General features: G+C 39.7%; 17 protein-coding genes and 1 pseudogene. 8 read left to right on the top strand and 10 right to left on the bottom strand.

What is annotated here, in order from left to right; genetic code table 11:
- Positions 1 to 30: 30 nt before the first annotated feature.
- Positions 31 to 661, top strand: a pseudogene (locus ON09_RS26800) (Pr6Pr family membrane protein).
- Here ON09_RS26800 and ON09_RS06975 read toward each other — a convergent pair.
- The gene (locus ON09_RS06975) at positions 658 to 1,548 is read right to left on the bottom strand and encodes a bestrophin family protein (protein ID WP_010600343.1); all 891 of its coding nucleotides are present in this window, start codon (positions 1,546 to 1,548) and stop codon (positions 658 to 660) included. The pseudogene ON09_RS26800 and the gene ON09_RS06975 overlap by 4 nt on opposite strands.
- A gap of 137 nt (positions 1,549 to 1,685) precedes the next feature.
- Between ON09_RS06975 and ON09_RS06970 the strand changes: the two genes are divergently transcribed.
- Together ON09_RS06970 and ON09_RS06965 are read left to right on the top strand one after the other, a co-directional pair.
- A complete protein-coding gene (locus tag ON09_RS06970) occupies positions 1,686 to 3,209 on the top strand; it encodes an MFS transporter (RefSeq protein WP_010600342.1) in 1,524 nt (507 codons plus the stop codon).
- Between the two features lie 10 nt (positions 3,210 to 3,219).
- On the top strand, positions 3,220 to 3,471 hold the full coding sequence (locus ON09_RS06965; RefSeq protein ID WP_010600341.1) for a DUF6814 family protein: 252 nt from the start codon (positions 3,220 to 3,222) through the stop codon (positions 3,469 to 3,471).
- 242 nt (positions 3,472 to 3,713) lie between these two features.
- Here the strand turns inward: ON09_RS06965 and ON09_RS06960 are convergent, their stop codons facing one another.
- Complete coding sequence (locus tag ON09_RS06960) at positions 3,714 to 4,898, bottom strand: class I SAM-dependent rRNA methyltransferase (protein WP_010600340.1); 1,185 nt, start codon at positions 4,896 to 4,898, stop codon at positions 3,714 to 3,716.
- Between the two features lie 114 nt (positions 4,899 to 5,012).
- Entirely contained in the window at positions 5,013 to 6,047 is a 1,035-nt protein-coding gene (locus ON09_RS06955; RefSeq protein WP_010600339.1) for a LacI family DNA-binding transcriptional regulator, read from the bottom strand.
- Between the two features lie 343 nt (positions 6,048 to 6,390).
- Here ON09_RS06955 and ON09_RS06950 point away from each other — a divergent pair, with 343 nt between their 5' ends.
- The 5 genes from ON09_RS06950 (at position 6,391) to ON09_RS06930 (ending at position 14,730) form a co-directional block, all read left to right on the top strand.
- The gene (locus tag ON09_RS06950) at positions 6,391 to 9,504 is read left to right on the top strand and encodes a SusC/RagA family TonB-linked outer membrane protein (RefSeq protein ID WP_010600338.1); all 3,114 of its coding nucleotides are present in this window, start codon (positions 6,391 to 6,393) and stop codon (positions 9,502 to 9,504) included.
- An 11-nt stretch (positions 9,505 to 9,515) separates the two neighbouring features.
- Positions 9,516 to 11,312, top strand: coding sequence for a RagB/SusD family nutrient uptake outer membrane protein (locus ON09_RS06945; protein WP_029204167.1), 1,797 nt, complete (start codon positions 9,516 to 9,518; stop codon positions 11,310 to 11,312).
- 11 nt (positions 11,313 to 11,323) lie between these two features.
- Positions 11,324 to 12,889: a fibronectin type III domain-containing protein gene (locus ON09_RS06940; protein ID WP_157258867.1), complete on the top strand. Its 1,566-nt coding sequence runs from the start codon at positions 11,324 to 11,326 to the stop codon at positions 12,887 to 12,889.
- A 79-nt stretch (positions 12,890 to 12,968) separates the two neighbouring features.
- Positions 12,969 to 13,991 carry a pectinesterase family protein gene (locus ON09_RS06935; RefSeq protein WP_238533616.1) on the top strand — a complete coding sequence of 341 codons (1,023 nt, stop codon included), beginning with the start codon at positions 12,969 to 12,971 and terminating at the stop codon, positions 13,989 to 13,991.
- 1 nt (position 13,992) lies between these two features.
- Positions 13,993 to 14,730: a rhamnogalacturonan acetylesterase gene (locus ON09_RS06930; protein ID WP_010600334.1), complete on the top strand. Its 738-nt coding sequence runs from the start codon at positions 13,993 to 13,995 to the stop codon at positions 14,728 to 14,730.
- 130 nt (positions 14,731 to 14,860) lie between these two features.
- Here the strand turns inward: ON09_RS06930 and ON09_RS06925 are convergent, their stop codons facing one another.
- The 7 genes from ON09_RS06925 to ON09_RS06895 form a co-directional block, all read right to left on the bottom strand.
- Positions 14,861 to 16,486, bottom strand: a complete 1,626-nt coding sequence (locus ON09_RS06925) for an NADP-dependent glyceraldehyde-3-phosphate dehydrogenase (protein WP_010600333.1) — start codon at positions 16,484 to 16,486, stop codon at positions 14,861 to 14,863.
- A 106-nt stretch (positions 16,487 to 16,592) separates the two neighbouring features.
- Positions 16,593 to 18,032 carry an MFS transporter gene (locus ON09_RS06920; RefSeq protein WP_010600332.1) on the bottom strand — a complete coding sequence of 480 codons (1,440 nt, stop codon included), beginning with the start codon at positions 18,030 to 18,032 and terminating at the stop codon, positions 16,593 to 16,595.
- 19 nt (positions 18,033 to 18,051) lie between these two features.
- Positions 18,052 to 18,714, bottom strand: coding sequence for a bifunctional 4-hydroxy-2-oxoglutarate aldolase/2-dehydro-3-deoxy-phosphogluconate aldolase (locus tag ON09_RS06915; RefSeq protein ID WP_010600331.1), 663 nt, complete (start codon positions 18,712 to 18,714; stop codon positions 18,052 to 18,054).
- On the bottom strand, positions 18,704 to 19,762 hold the full coding sequence (locus ON09_RS06910; RefSeq protein WP_010600330.1) for a sugar kinase: 1,059 nt from the start codon (positions 19,760 to 19,762) through the stop codon (positions 18,704 to 18,706). Before ON09_RS06910 ends, ON09_RS06915 begins: the two co-directional genes overlap by 11 nt.
- A 109-nt stretch (positions 19,763 to 19,871) precedes the next feature.
- Positions 19,872 to 21,272, bottom strand: coding sequence for a glucuronate isomerase (gene uxaC / locus ON09_RS06905; protein ID WP_010600329.1), 1,401 nt, complete (start codon positions 21,270 to 21,272; stop codon positions 19,872 to 19,874).
- 252 nt (positions 21,273 to 21,524) lie between these two features.
- On the bottom strand, positions 21,525 to 23,171 hold the full coding sequence (locus ON09_RS06900; RefSeq protein WP_010600328.1) for a UxaA family hydrolase: 1,647 nt from the start codon (positions 23,169 to 23,171) through the stop codon (positions 21,525 to 21,527).
- Between the two features lies 1 nt (position 23,172).
- Positions 23,173 to 24,549 (bottom strand): tagaturonate reductase (locus ON09_RS06895; protein WP_010600327.1); only part of this gene is annotated, 1,377 nt, incomplete at its 5' end.

Raw genomic sequence — 24,549 nt, 5'->3', positions numbered from 1 at the left:
TTTTCTAAGCGTATTCCAACATTTCTAAACATGATTTCATCCCCCGCTTCAAAAACTTATGTCGCATTTGGCGCAGTCATCATTTGGTTTTCAATCCTACTGCAGTTTTATGTGAGTTTGCAGCAAGCTAATTTCCATCTTATAGAAACGCTTAAGTTATTTCTTTCCTTCTTTACGGTTACCACAAACATTTTGTTGGGATTCTGTTTGCTATCCCTTTGGTTAGTGAAAGAGAAAAATTTAGGTGTCTTTTTTTCCAAGCCATCTACCCTTACGGCGTTAACAGTATATATTTTAGTGGTCGGGCTGATCTACAATGTTTTGTTACGTGGTTTATTACATCCCACGGGCTGGGCCAGAATCGCCGATGAACTTCTACACGTTGCCAGTCCGCTTATTTTTTTTAGGTTTCTGGATTTTCTTTGTTGATAAAACTAAGTTAACCTATAAAAGTGCGTTAACCTGGTTAATTTACCCAATAGCCTATATTGTGTTTATTGTAATCCGGGGTTATCTGATTAATTTATATCCCTACCCATTTATAAATGTTGTCAACTTAGGCTATCCTAAAGCAGTTCTGAATGCATTTTTTTGTGTAGTGCTTTTCTGGTTGCTTTCTATCCTACTCATTTGGATTGGGAAAAAAACGGTTAAACACTAAAGAATATATTCTTCGTTAATGGGTTTAATTGGCTCCGGAATATCCGTTTCTTCCAGCATTTGCAACAGATTGATTTCTATTGTCCGGGTAATTTGATTTAGAGGAACGCCGGCCGAATTGTTTTCAAAAGGATTAACCAGACTCATTCCATTAATTTGCGTGGAGACAAACACAAAACCAATTAACCAGCCAAGAAATATAGATGCAGGTCCGGCATCCTGACTAATTACCAGCGTAAAGGTAACTACAAACAGCCAGATAAATACTTTCGTCAGATAAGTATAAGTTGTAGGGAAAATGGTGTTTTTAATCCGTTCGCTCATTCCCATCGAGTCAGAAAACCTCACCAGCATTTCATTAATTTCAATAAATCTGAAACCGTCTATTTGGTTGGCTTTGGAAAGCTTTTGTAAATCTCTCGATTGAATGTTCAGTATTGCGTTATGAACATTGGTATGCTTCGCAACTTCCTTTAAATCTTCCTCAGATAAATACTTTATATAAATTTCGTCAACTGCCCCCCTTAAACTTGCTTTCAAAGCATATAAAAAGGCAATGTGGCGATAAATCATTCGTTTAGCTGAAACAGGATCCTCATCGATGTAATTCAACAAAGCCCTGGCGAATGATCTTGAATCATTTACGATAGCTCCCCAAATTTTCCGGCCTTCCCACCACCGGTCATAAGCCTGGTTATTATTGAAACCAATGAAAAATGCAATTGCAGTACCCAACACGGTTGGTATAATAGTCGGAATAACAAAGTGATGTGCTATTAAATATTCCCTAATGAAGTAGGCGGCAGTACAGGAAGCGATCATAATCAGATCAACATGCCAGGTATTTCGTAAAATTCTACTGAGTCTAATGTTTTGTATTAAAAGCATATATGTTTATTGGAAAATGAAAATACAAAGCAGAGGCTGAAATGTTTGCAAACGTAACAAATTTAATCACAGACGGTGCAGGTTGCTGATTGTCATGCAAATGTTTATATTGGGAAACCAAATATTCCTAACATCTCATGAGCGAAACTTTACCAAAGAATAATATCTTTAAAGTGATTGGTGCATCATCACTTGGAACCCTAATTGAATGGTACGACTTTTACATCTTTGGAAGTTTAGCCGTTATTATTGGTCATCAACTCTTTCCTGAAGATGCAGGCGCTTCTGCGTTAATCAATACACTGGCGATATTCGCAGCAGGTTTTATTGTTCGCCCATTCGGAGCTTTAGTTTTTGGTCGTTTAGGTGATTTAATTGGAAGAAAATATACGTTTCTTTTAACATTGGTTTTAATGGGTGGATCTACTTTTTTAATCGGACTCATCCCCTCATATAAAAGTATTGGTTATGCCGCACCTGTTCTGGTTTTGATTTTGCGTTTGGTGCAGGGTTTAGCGCTTGGCGGAGAATATGGCGGTGCTGCAACTTATGTGGCAGAACATGCGCCTAAAAACAAAAGAGGCTTTTTTACCAGTTGGATTCAAACCACCGCAACACTTGGATTATTTCTTTCTTTGGGTGTAATTGTAATTACCAAAAACATTTTAGGTGCAGAAACCTTTGGCGATTGGGGCTGGAGAATTCCCTTTCTGCTTTCTATTTTACTGGTAGTGGTTTCCATTTATATCCGGATGAAAATGCATGAGTCGCCGATGTTTTCCAAATTAAAGGCTGAAGGCAATGTATCTAAAAATCCATTGAAAGAAAGTTTTAATAACAAGGCGAATTTTAAAATGGTGTTGCTCGCTCTTTTTGGCGCCACTATGGGTCAGGGCGTAATCTGGTACACCGGGCAATTTTATGCCCAATCTTTTTTAGAAAACACTTGTAAACTTGATTTCAACGATTCGAGGTATATTTTACTTTGGGGAATTGCATTCGCCACACCATTCTTTGTGATTTTTGGTGCCTGGAGTGACAAGGTTGGCCGAAAGTGGATCATGCTGAGTGGGATGTTGCTGGGCATTGTTTTCTACCGCCCAATCTATCAGGCATTTTTAGATGATACAGATTTCAGCAAAGTTGAACAAAGCGATATATTATCTGCTAAAACGGCTCCATCAAGTGCTGTTTTAATTGCAAATACTGCCGATAGTTTAAGAACGATCACTACAAAAGTTCAATTGAAAAACGGAGCGTCGTACAGTGTGGTGAAAACTGATACGGTTTCGGTTCAGCAAGGAATTCGTTCCGGTACCGAAATTGTTAAGGATAAAGTTTTACCAACACCAATATTCTGGAAATTTGTAGGCTTAATTTTCTTTCAGATTTTACTGGTAACTATGGTTTATGGACCAATTGCCGCCTTTTTAGTGGAACTTTTTCCAACTAAAATACGATATACTTCCATGTCGCTACCTTATCATATTGGCAATGGCGTGTTCGGGGGATTGGTGCCTTTTATTGCAACATTAATTGCAAGTTTTTCAGGCTCTACACCACTTTCTGGTTTGTGGTATCCAATTGGCATTGCAACATTAAGTTTAATTATTGGAACAATTTATTTGTCGAACAAAAAGGACGAAAGCATTAACGATTAATACTGTAAGCATGAACACGATAAAGAAATTTTTAGGATTAATCTGGATGATTCTCGGGCCTGTTGCGATGACCTTTCTGTTTATTCAAGCTGTTGAAAAAGTCGGACTAACCCACACAGATATTGAAAGAACCAACACGATGTTGCAGTGGGGAATTATTCTTTTCATTTTCTTGCCAATTAGTCTAGGATTGATGATTTTCGGCTTTTACGCCTGGAGAGGTGAGTATGATCACCTGCCTCAAAACTCAGAGGAGATATAAGTTAAGCGGTTAACACCTAAATTAATAATGAGCTTTCGTGACTGCCGTGCTTCCGTGGCTATAATTGGAATTTTTCAAATCTTAATACCGAAGCCCACGCTCGTTTCTAACGAGCGTGTAAATAGCATTTCGTGTTTCACAAATCATTTACACTAGAATCGCTTTCGCACAAATGGAATTTGCCGCGGAAACACCAAGATCACGGAAAATTAAAGGCAAGCTTCCATGGCAATAACTGACATTTACAAAACCCTTAATAATAACCCTTTTAAATATTCTCCTTCAGAAAATGAAATTCTAACAGGATGATCTTCCGGTTGGCAAAACTGTTTAATGATTTGAACTTCTTTTCCTGCATCGAGTGCAGCCCAGGCGATTATCTGTTTAAAAGTTTCAATATCTACAGCGCCAGAGCAAGAAAACGTAGCCAATAATCCGCCCTTTTCTAAAAGCAGCATGCCTAATCTATTCAAATCTTTATAAGCTCTTGCTGCTCTATCTAACGCAGAACGTGACGGTGCATATTTTGGTGGATCAAGAACAATCACATCAAATAATTCTCCCGCCTCTTTAAACGCTCTAAGTTGTTTATTTACATCAGATTGAATGGTTGTTACTTTCTTTGGATCGAATTTATTCAGGGCAACATTTTGCTGGAGTGTTTCTACCGCCAGTGCTGAGCTATCCACACTGGTTACAGCTTCCGCATCATTGGCCAAACTGTTCAAACTAAATCCACCACTGTAACTGAAACAGTCCAGTACTTTTTTGCCTTTCGTATAACTGGCTAAAATTTTTCGGTTATCACGTTGGTCGCAATAGAAACCAGACTTTTGACCTTCAGCAATGTTGATGTTGTAGGCAATTCCATTCTCTTTAACTTCTAAAAATTCAGGTGGATTTTCGCCCCAAAGCAAGCCATTTTCAATAGGCAAACCTTCGTGTGTTCGGGCAGTGGCGTCACTCTTGTCAAAAATCCCTTTTGGTTTAAGTTGCGCTTTTAAAATATCAACAATATCATTTTTTACACTTTCTATGCCCGAACTTAAAATCTGTAAAGAAAGAAAATCAGCATATTTATCAACGATTAATCCGGGTAAAAAATCCGCTTCGCTAAAAACTAAACGGCAGGTATTGGTTTGTTCAGAAAGAATAAACTGGCGTGATGCGATAGCTTGTTTCAATCGGCTCTCATACCATGTTCTATCAATGATTTGGGTTTCATCCCATTCCAAAAGGCGAACAGCTACTCGAGAATTGTTGTTGTAATAGCCGTAGGCCAGAAATTCGTGATCAAAAGCGAAAACTTTAACCACCTCACCATTTGCTGGTTTTCCTTTTACTTTTTCCAATGCGCCAGAAAATACCCATGGATGTCTTTGTAATGCAGCTTTTTCTTTTCCCTTTTTTAATACGATTTCTACCATGTTGCAAAGGTAGTAATTAGTTTGGAGTGTAAAATTGAGCGATTAAAATCCGGGATGATCAGTGAAGAATTTACATTTCAAAAGAGCTCAGGGCAAAAACGCCGGTTAAAGCATTTACAGAAATCTGTTTCCAAGGATTTTCTGCATTCTTACCAATTCAGTATCTAATATTTTGGTTTCAAATTCTGTAACGGGTCTTTTGGCTTCAATCATCGAAATTAATAGTTCGGTAGCTACCTGTCCCATTTCGAATGCCGGTTGCTTAACAGATGTTAGCGATGGAGAAAAAAGTTCTACCAGATTGGAATTGGTAAATCCTGCAATCGCGATTTTGTGTGCAATTTCTGGGTTTGTTTTTTTCAAGGCCATGATGCAACCGGTGGTTAGCCTGTCACTTGAAATGAAGATGCCATCAGGCTTATAGGGCAAAAGTTCCTTTACAGCCTGTTCCAGCTCCTCACTGTGCATGCCACAATGCTGGCAGTATTTAACAAGTTCAGGTTTGAATTCGATATGATATTTTGCCAGCGCAGCTTTATAACCTTTTAATCGCTCTCTCGTGATGGAAAGATTTTCCGAATTGGTGAGGTGCGCTACCGTTCTTTTCCCCGAAAGGATCAGATGTTCTGTGGCATCAAAAGCACCTTTGAAGTTATTGGCAATTACTTTATGGGTTGCAAAATCTTCCGGTACCCGATCAAAGAAAACAATTGGCAAACCTTTCGCATACAATTCGCGTAGATAATTAATATCCTGTGTTTCAGATGAAAGTGCAATCAGAAGACCATCAATGGAACGAGATGCCAAATGCTCTACGTTGAGTTTTTCCTGCTTGTACGATTCGTGTGTTTGAGATATAATGACGTGATAACCGCGATCATAGGCAATTGATTCAATGCCATTAATTACCTGCGAAAAAAAGTTGTTTGCAATTTCACTTACAATGATCCCGATAGAATAACTTCTTCTTTCCTTTAAACTGCGAGCAATTGGATTTGCCCGGTAATTTACCTTCTCCGCATAAGCTAAAACAAGCTTTTTAGTTTCTTCGCTAATTTCATAACGATCCCTCAAAGCTCTTGAAACAGTGGAAGTAGATAGTCCGAGTGCTTTGGCTATGTCTTTTATGGTAGAAGTTTCAAATCTCATTTCCTGGTAATGCGTACAAGTTACAAAAAAATATCTTTTAAGCCTGTTTCAAATGGCCTATTAATAAGCGTTAAAACAACGTTTTTGGGAACGTTTGCACAGTTTTTTACCTAAAATCGGCTACAATCGATTTTAAGTTTGTAAAATTGTTATACCAATCTAACCAAATATAAACCCATAATAATCTGTTGAAATAGAATTAAATTCTATGTGCGAGCGATTGCGCAATTTTTTAAAAACCAAATATTTTATTTAATCCCATAATTTATGAGCAGAGTTTTACTCGTTTTTTCATTTCTATCTTTTTTTTGGATTTTCCGTAACGCTGGCACAAACCAGGCAGTTGACAGGAACGGTAAAAGATAAGGCTGATGGACAACCACTCGTTGGTGTAAGTGTTACCGTTAAGGATTCCAAAACAGGTGCCAGCACAGATGCAAAAGGTATGTTCAAAATTACTGTCCCTCAAAATGGTGGCGTGGTTACCTTCACTTATATTGGCTACAAAACCAGAACCATCACCCTTACGGGGCAAACCAAACTCGATGTTTCGCTAGAGGAGGATGCCAATACCTTGCAAGAGGTTACCGTAAATATTGGTTATGGTGTAGTGCGTAAAAAGGATTTAACCGGTGCGGTATCATTAGTTGGCGCCGATGTGATAGCAGCAGCGCCAGTATCATCAGCATTGGAAGCCATTCAAGGTCGTGTGGCTGGTATCAACATTGCCTCTACTGAAGGATCTCCAGATGCAGATTTAGTGGTTCGCGTTCGTGGAGGCGGTTCCATCACTGGCGATAACTCACCATTATATATCGTTGATGGCTTCCCTGTGGCATCTATAGCCGATATTGCTCCGCAGGATATTGAAACTATCGATGTATTAAAAGACGCTTCTTCTACTGCTATTTATGGTTCAAGAGGTGCAAACGGTGTGATTTTAGTCACTACCAAAAACAGCAAAGATGGCAAAACATCAGTAAGCTATAATGTATTCACCGGTATTAAGCAACTGGCAAATAAGCTTGATGTATTATCTCCTTTGGATTACGTAACCTGGCAATATGAACGGGCACTTTTAGATAAAACCCCAAATGATTACACGCAGTATTTTGGCAATTTTCAAGACATTGATTTGTATGGAAATGTGCCTGCGAACGATTGGCAGGAGATTATTTTCGGTCGTACAGGAACTACTTTTAACCAAAATTTAAACATCAGCGGCGGTGGCGATAAAACTAAATACAGCCTGAGCCATAGCTTCGTGAAAGATAAAGCAATAATGCAGCTTTCAGAGTTTGAAAGACAAAATATCAATTTTAAGCTCAACCATAAATTGTATAAAGGACTTACGCTCGATTTTGGTTTGAGGTATGCAGATACCAAGACTAAAGGTGGTGGTGCTAACGAACAGAATGAAGTTTCTTCAGCCGATTCACGCTTAAAAAATGCGATGTTATATCCATCTTTTCCGGTGCCGGGTTTAACCACTACAACAGAAACTGATGATGAGTTTAACCTTTACAACCCATTGATCTCCATTTCAGATAATGATCAATATGTTCACCGCAAAACATACAATATCAATGGCGCAATCAGTTACGATATTATTGAGAATTTAAGATTGCGGTCAGAAGTTGGCTATGATGGCTTTAGAAATGACATGGATCGTTTTTATGGCACAACAACCTATTATGTTAGAAATGTCCCTTCTGCTGAAAATCAAAATCTTCCTGCTTTGATTTTAACCAATACAAATAGAAACAGCATCAGAAATACAAACACCCTTAATTACAATTTCAGTAAGGTTTTAGGTAAAGATCATAATTTAAATGTGCTATTAGGGCAGGAATTTATCAAAACAGAACTGGGAATTTTAACCAATGTGGTTCATGGTTTTCCTAAATCATTTGGCTTTCAGGATGCCAGGGTTTTAACTACGCAAGGAAAAGCCAACGCTATTGATAACAACTTTTCTCCCGATGACAAACTACTTTCATTTTTTGGAAGAGCGAATTACGACTTTATGGGGAAATATTTGTTGAGCGCTACCTTCAGGGCAGATGGCTCATCGAAATTTTCTCCTGAAAATCAGTGGGGTTACTTTCCGTCTGTTTCCGGTGCCTGGAGAATTTCTCAGGAAGACTTCATGAAAGGAACAAAATCATGGTTAACTGATTTAAAATTGCGGGCAAGTTATGGTACAGCAGGGAACAACAATATTCCTCCGGGACAAATGAACCAAACTTTCCAAAACTCGGTTACCACCTGGGTTAATGGTTTTAACAACTATTGGGCAGCTTCAAAAACAATGGCTAACCCCGATTTGAAATGGGAAACCACAGTAACTAAAAATGTTGGATTAGATTTTTCGTTATTCAACTCAAAAGTAACGGGTACTGTTGATGCTTACCTGAACAGAACTAAAGATTTATTGCTACAATTCCCTGTGGCGGGAACGGGCTATGATTTCCAATACCGCAACATTGGAGAAACCCAAAACAAAGGACTGGAATTCTCCCTAAACTGGAATGCCATTAGAAAAACCAATTTCGATTTAAGTTTCAGCGCCAACATTAACTTTAACAGGAATAAAGTTGTATCCCTTGGTTCAATCAAAAATATCAACGGCCAGTCTGGCTGGGCATCTACTGAAATTGGTGTAGATTATTTAGTAGAAGAAGGCGCTTCAGTAGGCAGAATTTATGGTTACCGCAATGCAGGAAGATATGAAGTTTCTGATTTTTCAGGATATAATGCCACAACAGGCACCTGGACATTAAAACCAGGCGTTGTTGATGCCACTTCATTTATCGGCGCACTTCGTCCGGGATCGATGAAAATAGAAGATCTTTCGGGTGATGGTAAAATTGATTTATCAGATCGTACAGTAATCGGAAATGCAAATCCGTTAAATACCGGTGGTTTTTCGGTTAACTCCCGCATCTATGGTTTTGATATTGGAGCCTATTTCAACTGGAGTTATGGAAACGATATCTACAATGCCAATAAAATCGAATATACCTCAACCAGCAAATACAGTTCGCGAAATATGATTTCTACCATGGCAAGCGGCAGCCGCTGGAATAACCTTCGTCCAGATGGAACGATTAGCAACGATCCGGCAGAGTTGACCGCGATGAATGCAAATACCACATTATGGTCGCCATATATGAAAACCTTTGTGCTTAGCGATTGGGCAGTTGAAGATGGCTCGTTTTTACGCTTATCAACCTTAACATTAGGTTACACCCTACCTTTAAAAATCTCGGAAAAGCTGAAAATGAAAAAACTAAGGGTTTATGCTTCCGCCTACAATTTATGGTTATTAACCAATTATACAGGATTTGATCCGGAGGTTTCTACCAGACGCAGAACTAATTTAACACCGGGCGTAGATTACTCTGCCTATCCGAAAAGCAAATCGTTCGTATTTGGATTGAATGTTAATTTCTAATTATTAAGAAGATGAAAAAGATTATATACATCCTGTTCATGGTTGCAGGGATTACAACTTTAAACAGCTGCAAAAAAGCATTGGATGCGCCAACAAAATCGTCGTTAGATGAATCGGTTATTTTTGCCACTCCTGGTTTGGCAGAAGGGGCCGTTGCCGGAATTATTCAGTCTTTTGGCGAAACCAATTCTTATCGTGGTCGTTTCCTTGTTTTTTATGGGATAAACAATGATACTGAAGTAAACAATGCATTAAAAGCCACATCAGATGATAAATCGAGGTTATCAAATTACAATGCCAATGTGAACAACGGGCAAATGAATACCGATAATAATGCATGGGCAAAATTTTATGAAGGCATTGAGCGGGCAAATCTGGCCATCAGAGGGATTAGAACCTACGGCAAAATCGAAAGCAGTCCGCAAATGGCACAAATTTTAGGTGAAATTTTAACCCTTCGTGCTGTTTTGTACAACGACTTAATTAAAGGTTGGGGCGATGTACCTGCCCGTTTCGAGCCGATTACAACGGCAACAACTTATTTAGCCAGAAACGACAGAGATATAATTTACAAACAGCTTTTAAAGGATTTGGATGAGGCTGCAGGCTACCTGCCGTGGCCGAATGATAACGCCACAACAGCCAAAGTAGAGCGGGTAAGTAAGGCTTTCGCAAAAGGATTAAGAGCTCGTTTGGCATTGGCCGCTGGTGGTTATGCTCAGCGCTTAGATGGAACAGTTCGCCTAAGCTCGGATGCGGAATTATCAAAAGATAAAATGTACGCCATTGCCAAAAAAGAATGTGTCGATATCATTAACAGTGGCAAACTGCGCTTGCTGGGTTTCGAGGAAGTGTTCAGAAAATTAAATGAAGAAGCAGGTGCTGCAGGCCTGGAGTCTATCTGGGAAATTCCTTTTAGCGAGGGAAGAGGTCGGGTAATTTTTGATTTAGGTGTTAAACATTTAAAAACCGATAAATATACCGGGCAAAATAAAGGTGGTACCAACGGACCAAACCCGATTATGCTTTACGAGTACGAAACTGGCGATGTGAGGAGAGATGTTACCGTTGTTCCGTATGAATGGGATGGTGGGACCGGCGATACTGGCGGCTATCAGGTACCTTCGAGTTTAGGACGTTTATATTTCGGTAAATACCGTTATGAGTGGATGAAAAGAAGGGTAACCTCTACAAATGATGATGGTTTGAACTGGATGTATATGCGTTATGCTGATGTAGTTTTAATGGCTGCTGAAGCCATTAATGAATTGGATGGTCCAGCGGCAGCGGCACCTTATTTGAAAATGATCCGCGATCGTGCTTTCCCGGGCAATGCCGCCAAGGTAACCACATTCATGGCTGCTGCAACGGCATCTAAGCAGGCTTTTTTTAATGCTATTGTAAATGAAAGAGCCCTGGAATTTACTGGTGAAATGTTAAGAAAGGGTGATTTGATCCGCTGGAATTTATTAAATACTAAAATTGCGGAGGCTAAAATAAAGTTACAGCAATTGGAAAACAGGCAAGGCAAGTATGCTGCATTACCTTTAAAAATTTATTACAAAACGGCTGCCAATGGAGAAACCGTTGAAATTTATGGCTTGAATTATGGCGATACCGATGCACAGGGAGCGGCATTAGGTTATACTTCAAACAAAACCTGGTCGCTGGCTGCTTCAGGTGATGCCTCAACCTATTGGGATGCTTTAGCGGTTAAAGATCCGAATGCACAACAAGTTTGGCCGATTTGGCAGGTGTTCCTCGACTCATCAAATGGACTGTTAAATAATAAAAACCTGAATCTATAATGAATTGCGCTATGAATAGAAATAATCTATATACCCTATTTTTCTGTCTGCTAACTGTAGTCGGTTTTTCTGGCTGTAAGGATAACATTACTGAAGAAATTACAAAGCTGCAGGTTGACAGGGCGTTCTCGCCAACAGGCTTTACCGCTACTGTTGTCGATAAAACAGGAATCCGATTAACATGGAAAGCGGTAAACAATGCCAAGACCTATACGATCGAGGTTTTTGAAACGCCTGATTTTTCAGGTACTCCAGTAAAAACCGTTAGTGACATTACCTTCTTACAGGTTCCTTATACCGTTACTGGCCTTGCGGGAGATACGCAATATGCGATTCGGGTTAAAGCAATAGGGGAAGGTGTTACAGACTCAAAATATGTTACCGCAACGGCAAAAACTGATGCCGAACAAATTTTTCAGGCGGTAAATATGGCAAAATTAACAGCAACTTCAGCGGTGCTTAACTGGCCCGCCGGGCAAGCGGCAACTACCATTACGCTAATGCCTGGTAATATTACACGCAACGTTACCGCTGCCGAAGTAGCAGCAGGTGAGGCGGTAATTACAGGTTTAACAGGAGAAACTTCCTACACGGCTAAATTACTGAATGGGACAAAAGTTAGGGGATCCATTACCTTTACAACCTTACTTGATCTGGGAGGTGCCATTGCGGTCACCCCAGCAGATAATCTGATAACATTAATAGCTAATGCAAACGCTGGTGATGTTTTTGCACTTTTCCCGGGTACTTACACTGTAAATGCTGATGTGTTGGTTTCCAAATCTATTTCGATTAAAGGTGCGAGGCCAACAGATAAGCCCATTGTAAAAGGGATGGTTTTCAGAATGAAATCGAATGCCGGCTTATCATTAAAAGATTTAGATATTGATGGTACAGGCGCTTTGAACGGTAACCAAACAATTATTTATGACGATGCCCTGGATGCTGCTTACGGAAATCTGGCCATAGAAAATTGTAACATCAGAAACTACACCAAAGGTTTTATATACGTCAATGTAAAAGCATTAATTGAATCGGTTTCCATCAAAGGCAACCTGATCAGCAATATTGAATGTAACGGTGGCGATTTTATTGATTTCAGGGCAGGATTAGCGAAAACGCTAAACTTCTCCAATAACACGGTTTACAACTCTGTTATAGCTAGAGATTTTTTCCGGATGGATCCGACAGGCTCTACCAACTTCCCGGCATTCACATCAGTCATTACGGTAGCCACCAATACACTAAACGGTATAACCAATGGTGCGGCCAACAGACTATTTTATGTGCGTTTAGCTAAGCATGAAATTTATTTTTCGAAAAATATTGTAGCCAATTCTGGTGGAATCTTGACTAACCAAGCCTCAACGATCATTGTACCGGCAAACTTTACAGGCAATAACTATTTTAATTCGGCAACATATATTTCCGGAAGTGCAACAGCTGGTGCGAAGTATGATACAGGTACTTTCACAACTTTGAATCCTGGTTTTACAAATGTAGCTGCGGGTAATTTTACCATTAGCCAGTCAGATTTGAGAACAAATGGAGTCGGCGATCCCCGTTGGAGAAATTAGTCCCGTTATATATTCTACAGGGCAGATTTTATCTGCCCTTTTTTATTGAAATATAAGTTGTAGGTTTTACATTTATAACATGATGCTATCCCACTCAGTTAAATATGCAGCTTTGACTTTATTGCTATTATTATTTAGTAAGGTTAACGCTCAGGATCCCAAATACCCTTCAGAAATTACGGTATCACAGCAAGGAAATAGAAATTACAAAACCATTCAGGAGGCCATAAACTCGATCAGAGATTTAGGTGAGAAAGAAGTTACCATTAATATCAAAAATGGAATTTATCGGGAGAAGATTATTATCCCTTCCTGGAAGACAAAAATAAAACTGATTGGGGAGAGTAAAGATCAAACCATCATTACCAATAATGATTATTCGGGAAAGGTTGTTGCTAACGGATTAGATGCGTTTGGCCTGGCAAAAATGTCTACCTACACTTCATATACGGTATTAATTCAGGGCAATGATGTTACGCTCGAAAATTTAAGCATTGTAAACTCAGCAGGACGGGTTGGGCAGGCAGTGGCGTTACATGTAGAGGGCGATCGTTTTGTAGCAAAGCATTGCAACATCCTCGGAAATCAGGATACACTTTATGCTGCCACGGCAAACAGCCGACAGTTTTACCAGGATTGTTTTATTGAAGGGACAACGGATTTTATCTTCGGGAAGGCTACAGCAGTATTCCAAAACTGCACCGTTAAAAACCTGAGTGATTCTTACCTCACGGCGGCTTCGACCTCGAAAAATCAGCCATATGGCTTTGTTTTTTTAAGCTGTAAAATTGTTGCAGACAGCGCTGTAAAAAAGGCCTATCTCGGCCGACCCTGGCGGCCTTATGCCAAAACCGTTTTTATAAACTGCGACTTAGGAAAGCATATTGTTCCCGAAGGATGGAATCCATGGAAAGGCGACAAAATGTTTCCTGACAAAGAACAAACTACTTTTTACGCTGAATTTAAGAGCTCCGGGCCTGGTGCTTCTCCAAAAAACCGGCTATCGTGGACGAAACAGTTATCGGAAAAAGAAGCGAAAACCTATACACTGAAAAATATACTTGGAGGCACCGATCAATGGACTCCATTAAAAAACAACTAATATGAAATTTAAACTTTGCCTCGTTTTATTGTTTGGTGCAGTGATGTTTAGCGCATTTACTCTATCGCGAAAACAGACTACACTTTACATCATAGGAGATTCAACTGCGGCCAATAAATCTGAAAAAGCCTACCCGGAAACAGGTTGGGGAATGGCGCTTCAAGCTTTTTTTAAGGATGATGTAAAAGTAGATAACCGGGCTTTAAATGGCAGAAGTACAAAATCTTTCCGGAATGAAAATCGTTGGCAGCCCATACTTGATCAGCTAAAAGCTGGTGATTATGTTTTTATAGAGTTTGGCCACAACGACGAAAAGGTTGATAAACCAACTGTGGGTGTTACGCTGGACGATTTTAAAATCAACCTTGTTAACTATGTAAACGAAACCCGAAGTAAGAAGGCCATACCAGTTTTGCTTACGCCTATCTCGAGAAGAAGTTTCAAAAACGGGATATTAGTTGATTCTCATGGCGGTTATCCGGCAGTAACACGCAAAGTTGCTGATTCTTTAAAAGTCCCGTTAATTGATATGCTGTTGAAAACTGAAAGTCTGCTCAATCGCTTAGGCGATCAAGGTTCCGTTAAATTATTCCTTCATGTTGATTCCGGTCACGTAAATTATCCTAAAGGGAAGAAAGATGATACGCATTTAAGCCCGGATGGCGCCAGAGAAATTGCCGGCCTTGCAGTGCAGGGGATGAGAGAAAGTAAATTAGGTTTAGCGAAACATTTGAAATAAAGGTTGCCGTCTTTGCGTACGAGTTCGATGAGCAGCTTGAGCCGAGTTTCGACGAACACAATTTATAGAAAAAGCCGCAAATTCGCAGGTTTAATCTGCAAATCTGCGGCATTATTTATTGATACTTTTTCTAGAAAATATATTTTGTACTTAAGAAATTCGAATCATTTCCATTCACGATTTCATTCAGTAACTTTTTATTGTCATCTGTAAATTTAGTGGCCACTAATGAACGGATGGAGAATGAGCGTAAAGCATCCACAACAGAAAGTGTTCCTTCCGCACTATCTTTACGGCCAGTAAAAGGAAATACGTCCGGACCGCGTTGACACTGGCAATTGATGTTCACACGACTTACCTGATTCACCAAAGGGTCAATTAAAGATGAAATAACATTGGCGTTGCTGCTAAAAATACTCACTTGTTGTCCATGAGGTGAGCCAATCAAGTATTCAATAGGTTCTTCCAAATCATCAAAAGGAACCACCGGAACAATCGGACCAAACTGCTCTTCACGATATAATTTCATGTTGCTGTTTACAGGGTAAACAATAGCCGGATAAACGAAAGTTTCGAAAGTTTGCCCACCATTTTTGTTCACTACTTTTGCGCCATGTGAAATGGCATCGTCGATACAATCTTTCAAATATTCAGGTTTGTTCAATTCTGGTAGCGGCGTTAAGTTTACACCTTTTTCCCATGGCATACCGAATTTCAGCTTTTCTACTTCAGCAGATAAGCGTTTCAAAAACTCTTGCGCCAAACTGCGGTGTACATAAACAATTTTAAGAGCGGTACAACGCTGACCATTAAAAGAAAGCGAGCCTAAAACGGTTTCTGAAACAGCCAAATCCAAATCAGCATCTTTGGTGATGATCGCCGCATTTTTAGCATCTAAACCTAAAATTGCCCTTAAGCGGTTTACTTTTGGATGCAATTTTTTTAACTCGTTTGCTACTTTGCTTGAGCCAATTAATGTCAATACATTAATTTTTCCAGATTTCATCAGGCCGGGAACAATCGTATTTCCACGACCGTAAATCGTATTTACAACACCTTTTGGAAAGCTCGAACGGAAAGCCTCCAATAACGGGTAATGTAATAATGTACCATGTTTCGGTGGTTTGAATAAAAGCGTGTTGCCCATAATCAGAGCAGGAATCAACGTTGTAAAAGTTTCATTTAAAGGATAATTAAACGGACCCATACAAAGTACTACCCCTAGTGGTGAACGACGAACCTGTGCTACAATTCCCTGCTCAATTTCAAAACGTGAAGATTGTCTGTCAATATCTTTCAAAGCATCAATCGTGGCATAGATGTATTCTACCGTACGATCGAACTCTTTAATAGAATCGGCATAAGACTTACCGATTTCCCACATAATTAGCTTGGCAACAATTTCTTTTTGTTCCAGCATCTTATGCGTAAAATTTTCAACACAGGTGATGCGATCTGCAACACTCATGGTTGGCCATTGTCCACGACCATTGTCGTAAGCCGCTACAGCAGCATCTAATGCCTCAGTTGATTCTTTTTCGGTACATACCGGAAAACTACCAATCCGTTTACGTTTATAGCCTTCAGGCGTTTTCACGCAAACTGGAGAAAAGACCTCATTGAAAGGCCCGGTCCACGTTTTCATTTCTCCATTGGAGAGAAACTCTTTTTGATTGATTTCTTCTTTGAGCCGAAATTCCTCCGGAATTTGGCTTTCTTCAACGAAAATACTTTCGAGATTTAAAGTTGTGCTCAATTTGGTTGGTTATTAGGTTTATAATTGTGTTAATCCATAGTTTAACTATAGATTTATTTCAAAGCTGGAGACCCATAGCCAGTTAAGCCCGGATCTTCAGTTTATTTTATGCTAGTTCTATTACTTTATATTTTGGTACCAGTGTTTTCATCACCGTCCAGCCGATAAGATAACACACGGCACAAATCGAAAAGATGATGAAATAACCGGCTTCTTCACCCTTGAAACCCATAAAGACAATTTCATTTTTGCCGGTGTAATCGAACAGCAAACCTGAGCCTTTATTGATGATGAATGAACCAATACCACCGGCCATACCACCAATACCGGTGATGGTAGCAATTGCTTTTTTAGGAAACATATCACCTACGGTAGAAAAAATATTGGCCGACCATGCCTGGTGTGCTGCACCGGCAATACCGATGATGATTACAGGAATCCAATAAGTAATGTGACCAAGTGGCTGCGCTGCTAAAGCTAGAAGCGGGAAAAAGGCAAAAATTAACATGGCTCTCATTCTTCCCTCATAAGGGTTCATTCCTTTTTTATCAACAAAATAGGTTGGCAACCAACCGCCGATGATTGAAAGTAAGGTAATCATGTAAAGCACAAATAATGGCAATGCGCTTTGAGTAGAATCCATTCCATAAACAGATTTTAGGTACGCTGGCGTCCAGAATAAAAAGAACCACCAAACACCATCTGTCATAAACTTACCAAAAGCAAAAGCCCAGGTTTGTTTGTATTTAAAGCAATCTATAAAAGATACTTTTTCTTTGGTTTCTTCCACATAATCAGCTAACTTTCTGTCGTTGATTACATCTTGCTGAATGTAAGCCAATTCTTCAGGACTAACTCTTTTATGCAACTCAGGTTTGTTATACACAAAAACCCAAAGGCCCATCCAAACAAAACCTAAAGCACCGATAATTATGAAAGCCATTTCCCATCCATAAGCTTTCGCTATAAATGGAATTGTAATTGGGGCGGCTAATGCACCAACCGTTGCACCCGCATTGAAAATACTGGTCGCAAATGCCCGGTCTTTTTTAGGAAAATATTCGGCAGTAGCTTTAATGGCTGCAGGAAAATTTCCAGCCTCTCCAACTGCTAATACAAATCTTGCAAATATGAATAGCGTAACACTTACCGAAACTACCATTCCGGTATCGTTTATTCGTCCAATAACTTCTTTGGCCCCTTCAAAACCTACAAACCAGTCGCCGGTAATAATTCCAGCGGTTGCAATGCCACAATAGGCATGTAAACAAGCACCCACTGACCATACCCCAATTGCCCATAAAAAACCTTTTTTGGTATCTAATTTATCTACCAAACGCCCCGCAAAAAGCATAGATACGGCGTAGAATATAGAAAATAAGGCGGTAATATTTCCATAGTCGTTATTATCCCAGTGAAATTCTGGTTTAATAAAATCTGTCCATGTTAACGAAAGTACCTGTCGATCTAAGTAATTTATGGTGGTAGCAAGAAACAGGAGTAAACATATTGTCCATCTGTAATTGCCTACTTTGGGTTGGTTCATTTTGGTTAGGTATGTTAGGTTATTTACTCTGCTTTATTAAATCAAGCGCTAGTTTGGTGTTTTCGGCTAATTCCTCGTAAAGGCCTTTTGTCATTACATCTTTGCTAATGAGTTTACTGCCCATACCAACTGCACAAACGCCGGCTTTAAACCAGGTTTTCAGGTTATCCAGATTAATTTCGACACCTCCTGTTGGCATAAATAATTGACCGGCAAAAAGATCTTTAATGGATGAAATGAACTCCGGACCTAATATATTCGCCGGGAAAATTTTAATTAACATGGCTTTGTGCTCTTGTGCAATGCTAATTTCTGTGGGTGTCATACAACCCGGAATCCAGAGCATTCCAATTTTATTTGCAATTTCTGCAACTTCAGGATTAACGATTGGTGCTACGATGAAATCGGTTCCGGCCTCGATAAATGCATTCGCATCAGCTGCTGTTTTAATCGTTCCAATTCCCAAATAAAGGTCAGGCATTTCGGCATCGCGGATTTCCTTTAATTTTTTAAAGTTTGGCAAAGCCGATTTTCCACGGTTGGTATATTCAAAAACGCGAACGCCGGAATTGTATAAAGTGCGTAATATTTCAATACTTCCTGCCTCACTATCCTGATAGAAAAGTGGAAGCATTCCTTGCTCTAAAATGGCATCTAAAATCTTGTGCTGGTTACTTATCATGGCGTATAATTCTTTTTTCTATGTCTGCTACGGTGCTGGTTGTCGCGTCGCTTGGAATGTATAACTTATCATATGCAGCTGCGGTTGCGAAGTTCAATGTTTCCTCAACAGGTAAATGATTATAAAAACCATAAATTAAACCTGCCATGAAACAATCGCCACTGCCAACTTTATCTAAAATTTCTTCTGAAACATATTCTTCAGATACGGTGAGCTGATCTTCAGTATAAATGGCGGTGTAATACCTGATGCCTTTCCCGTGATCAAAACGGAAAGTGTTGGCTACAGCCTTACATGCTGGAAACAAACTTAATATTTCTTTAGCCGTATCTGTTGCCTGTTGCAGTAACGTTTCCTTTGCATAACCTTCTGTTGGTAGCAAATCTTCATGAAGTGCCGTACCCAACATTTTATTAGCCGCCCACACGTTTCCCATAATCAATGTGCAATATTTGGCGAGTTCTGGTAAAATATCAATTGGATCTTTACCATATTTCCAAAGTTTAGCACGGTAATTTAAATCAAGTGATATGGTAATATTTCGTTCGCTAGCCGCTTTTAAAGCTTCCAGGCAAACATCAGCTATTGATTGATTGATGGCTGGGCAAATGGCACTAAAATGAAACCAGGTTACACCATTGAAAACTTCATCCCAGTTAATTTGGCCCACCTTTAAGTCGGCGTAGGAAGAATTTGCCCGATCGTAAATTACCCCTGCATTTTTTAAATCCTTTCCTTTCGGAAGATAATATAAACCCAAGCGATCGCCATGAAAAACCATTGGCGATGTATCGATGTTACGGACTTTTAAGTAATCTTCAATCTCTCTGGTTACCGAATTATCGGGCATTGCTGAAAGATAAGCCGATGGAACATTCCAAAGTGCTAAAGCTGTGGCCACATTTAACTCCGCTCCACCTACATAAAACGGAAGTTTACTTTCCTTAAGCCATTGCCCATCCATATCCGGGCAAATGCGCAACAGGATTTCTCCAAAACTTAAAACTTTTTCTCCTTGTTTTGCTAAGGATGATATTTGGTCACTCATTTTGTTTGCATGGCTTAATTATCTAATTTCCATTAACTGAATGAAAATTTTAGGAAATCGATTGAAACGATTGGATTCTAACAATTTCCTTTAAAAAGCCCTATTTTGGTTAAAAAGTAAAGTAATTTTTTGCGTTAAAATACGAAATATCCTGCACTATCTTGCCCACCCATTCGATATCATCTGGCAATTCCCCATTCTCAACATCTTCTCCAAATAGATTACAAACAATCCTTCTGAAATACTCGTGGCGAGGGAATGAAAGGAAACTACGTGAATCTGTAAGCATACCAACCAGGCGGCTCAAAAGCCCCATGTTTGATAAGGCATTCAGTTGCTTAATCATGCCATCTTTTTGATCAAGAAACCACCAGGCAGAACCAAATTGAACTTTACCTGCAACCGAACCATCATTGAAGTTACCGATCATCGTAGCAATTAATTCATTATCTGCCGGATTAAGGTTATAGATAATAGTTTTCGCCAACTTATCCTGGTTATCCAAACGATTTAAGAATTTAGAAAGCATTCTCGCCTGGCTAAAATCGCCAATAGAATCCCATCCTGTATCCGGGCCTAACTGGCGCAACATACGGGCATTGTTGTTACGCAAGGCGCCCAAGTGATATTGCTGCACCCAACCTTTTTCGTGATCCCACTCTGCAAAATAAATCAGCATAGCTGATTTAAATTTTAGGTTTTCCTCGTAGGATATATTTTCTTTACTGCGGATCTTATCGAAGATGGTTGAAATCTCGTCGTCTGTGTAATCTTCAGCATAAATTTGCTCTAAGCCATGATCCGAAACCGAGCAACCATTTTCAGCGAAATAATCGTGGCGGCTTTTCAAAGCATCAATATAATCCTGAAAATTGGTAATAGTAGTGTTTACTACGCTTTCTAATTTATCGATATACTCATTCAAGCCAGCAACATCGTCGCTGTTCATCGCCTTATCCGGACGAAAAGCAGGCAACATTTTTAAAGCCACGCCTTCTGCAGCTAACTGTTGATGAAAGTTTAAGCTATCCAATGGATCATCAGTAGTACAAACGGCTTCCACATTCATTTTTGCTAATAAACCACGAACCGAATATTCTGGTGTTTGCAACTTTGCAGAACAGTCATCGTAAATTTTGCGAGCAGTTTTTCCAGATAAAATATCCGTGATACCGAAATATCTCTGTAATTCTAAATGTGTCCAATGGTATAATGGATTGCGCAAAGTATAAGGCACAGTTTCTGCCCATTTCTCAAATTTCTCAAAATCAGAAGCATCGCCGGTGATGTATTTTTCATCCACACCGTTGGCACGCATGGCTCTCCATTTGTAGTGATCGCCCGCCAGCCAAACCTGCGTAATATTCTCAAATTGCTTATCGTTTGCAATTTGCTCAGGAATTAGGTGGTTGTGGTAATCGATTATGGGTAACGATTTTGCAAAATCATGATAAAGCTTTTCAGCTGTTTCGTTTTGCAAAAGGAAATTTTCGTCTAAAAAAGGTTTCATTCTTTAAGGTTTGAGACATTAGACGGGCGATTTAAATGTTTCAAACCGCCAATCTTTTATATCATATTTTTTTGATGTGGTTGTGAAGACACAGCCCACGAATTTTTTGTTTTAATTGTATTGTCGTCATTGCGAGGAACGAAGCGATCTCATTCAGTAATAAAGATTGCTTCGTCGTACCTCCTCGCAATGACGGACTTCAAATAGGAGGTTTGAACTATAGACTTCGGACTCCTGACTCTGAACTCCCAGCTAAAGACTTACGCCTCTTTTCCAGGGGATAAAATCATCCTGATTAAGCAAAACAGCTTTTGGAATCACTTCTCCGCTCGCTGCTTTGATGCAATATTCCAAAATATCTTCGCCCATTTGCTCAATGGTTTTCTCACCTTCAATTACGGGTCCGCAGTTGATGTCGATGATATCGCTCATGCGTTTGGTTAAAGCATTGTTCGTTGATACTTTAATCGTCGGACAAACCGGGTTTCCGGTTGGGGTACCTAAACCGGTGGTGAACAAAATTAAAGTTGCTCCTGAAGCCGCCTTACCTGTAGTGGCTTCGACATCATTTCCTGGAGTACAAACCAGATTCAATCCTGGTTTTGTAGCAGGTTCAGTGTAATCCAGAACATCTTCCACCGGTGAAGTCCCACCTTTTTTAGCGGCTCCGGTACTTTTAATGGCATCAGTAATTAAACCATCTTTGATATTTCCTGGCGATGGATTCATGAAAAACCCAGATCCTACATTTTCTGCTGCCTGGTTATAAGCCGTCATTAACTGAATGAACTTACGGGCCGCAGTTTCATCTTTTGTTCGGTCGATTAACTGTTGTTCAGCACCACAAAGTTCTGGAAATTCTGCCAAAAGAACAGTTCCGCCCAATGCTACCAATAAATCTGAGGTATAACCCACCGCAGGGTTTGCGCTGATGCCACTAAAGCCATCGCTTCCACCGCATTTTACACCTAAAACCAATTTGCTTATTGGTGCTGGCTGGCGCTCAATTTTATTGATTTCAGTTAATCCGATAAATGTTTTTCTAATGGCCTCTTTAACCAATTGTTCTTCGCTTTGCGATTGTTGCTGCTCGAAAATAAATAAAGGTTTATCAAAATTTGGAGAACGCTGTTTCAAGTCATCAACAAAATCTTTCACCTGTAAATTCTGGCAACCCAAACTCAAAACGGTAACACCTGCTACATTTGGATGATCGGCATAAGCCGCCAAAAGTTTACTCAACACTGCAGCATCCTGACGTGTTCCACCGCATCCGCCCTGGTGGTTAAGAAATTTAATGCCATCCACATTTTTGAAAACACGGTTTGCCGCCGGGCTTGCCATTCCGATGGAACTTGGATCAGCTTCTTCTAAAGTTTCGCCGTTTTTGTAGGCTTCTACTAGCTGATGTGCGTAAGACTTGTATTTATCCGTCACCGCATAACCCAATTCATTGTGTAAAGCCTCACGAATTACATCCAAATTGCGGTTTTCACAAAAAACGGTCGGGATAAAAAGCCAGTAATTTGCTGTGCCTACACGACCATCGTTACGGATGTAGCCATTGAAAGTTCTGCCCTCAAATTTCGATACATCGGGCGCATGCCATTCGTAATGGTATGGACGGAACTCATAAGGATCTGATGCATGTTTGGTATTTTCAGTGTCCATTAATCCACCTTTGAGGATAAAATGTTGTGCTTTACCTACCAACACGCCATACATGATGATGTGATCGCCAGCATTCATATCTTGCATAAAAAACTTATGCTTGGCTTGAATGTCGTCTTGTAAAGTATATTCATGACCATCGTAAATAATCGTTTCGCCCTTTGCCAGGTTTTGCAAGGCAACAAGCACGTTATCGTTCGGATGGATTTTTAAAATTCTCGTAACCATTTTAATTTGCTCTTTCTTCTGTATGCAAGGTACTCAAAGTTTCTTTTGCACCTTTATTTTGTAATAATTCAACATACGATTTAACCGCTGCGTTGAAGCCTGGATAGTTGTTTAAGTTCTTATCCCATAAGCGTCTGTCGCCCAGAGTGCTATCTACAACTGTTTCAGGGGTTTGCCAATAATTGTAAAGTACATCGGCAAATTCATCTTGTGCCGGGAAAGCTTTTCCATTTATATGGGAAATGTATTGATCGCCTTCTTTTTTAACGTTCATAAAAACGATGTATGCTGCCACGCCTAAAGCGGTTAACTGTGGAACTTCATTTTTCAAGGCGTAGTATCTTCTGATCAAAGGCATATTACGCATCTGCAATTTTTGCGTATAGTTCAAAGTAATGGCATGCCATTGGTGGGCCAAGGATGGATTACTGAAACGATCGATTACGCTTTCTGCGAACGCTTCGGCTTCTTCTTTCGTGATATCGCCACTTTCTACAACAGGTACGATTTCTTCTTTCATCAATTTTAAAACATGATTGGAGAATTCCTTATCGGCCATTGCCTCTTTAACTGTATGAAAGCCAGCTAAGATTGCTAATCCGCAGCTAATGGTGTGCGTACCGTTTAGTAAGCGAAGTTTAAGTTCTTTGAATTTATCAATAGATGGAACAATGAAAACACCCTTATCAGCCGAGGCGAATGATAATACATCTTTCACTTTCTCACTCGCAGATTCGATGGCCCAAAGTCTGAATGGTTCAGCCATGATCATTAATCCATCAGTATAACCCAATTCAGCTTCAAGTGCTTTTTGTGAAGCCTCAGGAAGTCGTCCCGGAACAATTCTATCCACCAATGTTTTGCAAAAATGATTGGCTGTTCTCAACCAGTTTTCGAAATCCCAGCCCAATTTATTTTGAACAGCTAAATCTAAAACGATTTCCTTTAATTTATCGGCATTGTCGCTAATCAATTCTGTTGGCACGATAACCATTCCACTTTCTTCAGAACCATTGAAAGCTTTATATCTTTCATGTAAGAAAGCCAGCAGTTTTCCTGGAAAAGATTGCGGCGGGCTATCCGTAATTTTATCTTCGCTTTTCACAATTCCAACTTCTGTGGTGTTTGAAATCACCACTTTCAGTTCTGGCTGATGTGCTGTTTTCAAAATTTCTGCCCACTCTGATGTGGCCGACAAAACACGACTGATTGAAGAATTGATCATGTTTTCTTCCACTTCAACACCATCTTCAATACCTTTAACACTGAGCGTATATAAATTATCCTGATCAGCAAAATCATCAACTCCGGCTTTAGATGTGGTTTTTACCACCACGATTCTGCCATTGAAAATACCCTGATGATTCAGTGTGTACGT

Source organism: Pedobacter agri PB92, assembly GCF_000258495.1.
GTDB lineage: Bacteria > Bacteroidota > Bacteroidia > Sphingobacteriales > Sphingobacteriaceae > Pedobacter > Pedobacter agri.
This window is presented reverse-complemented; position numbering and strand designations above follow the sequence as displayed.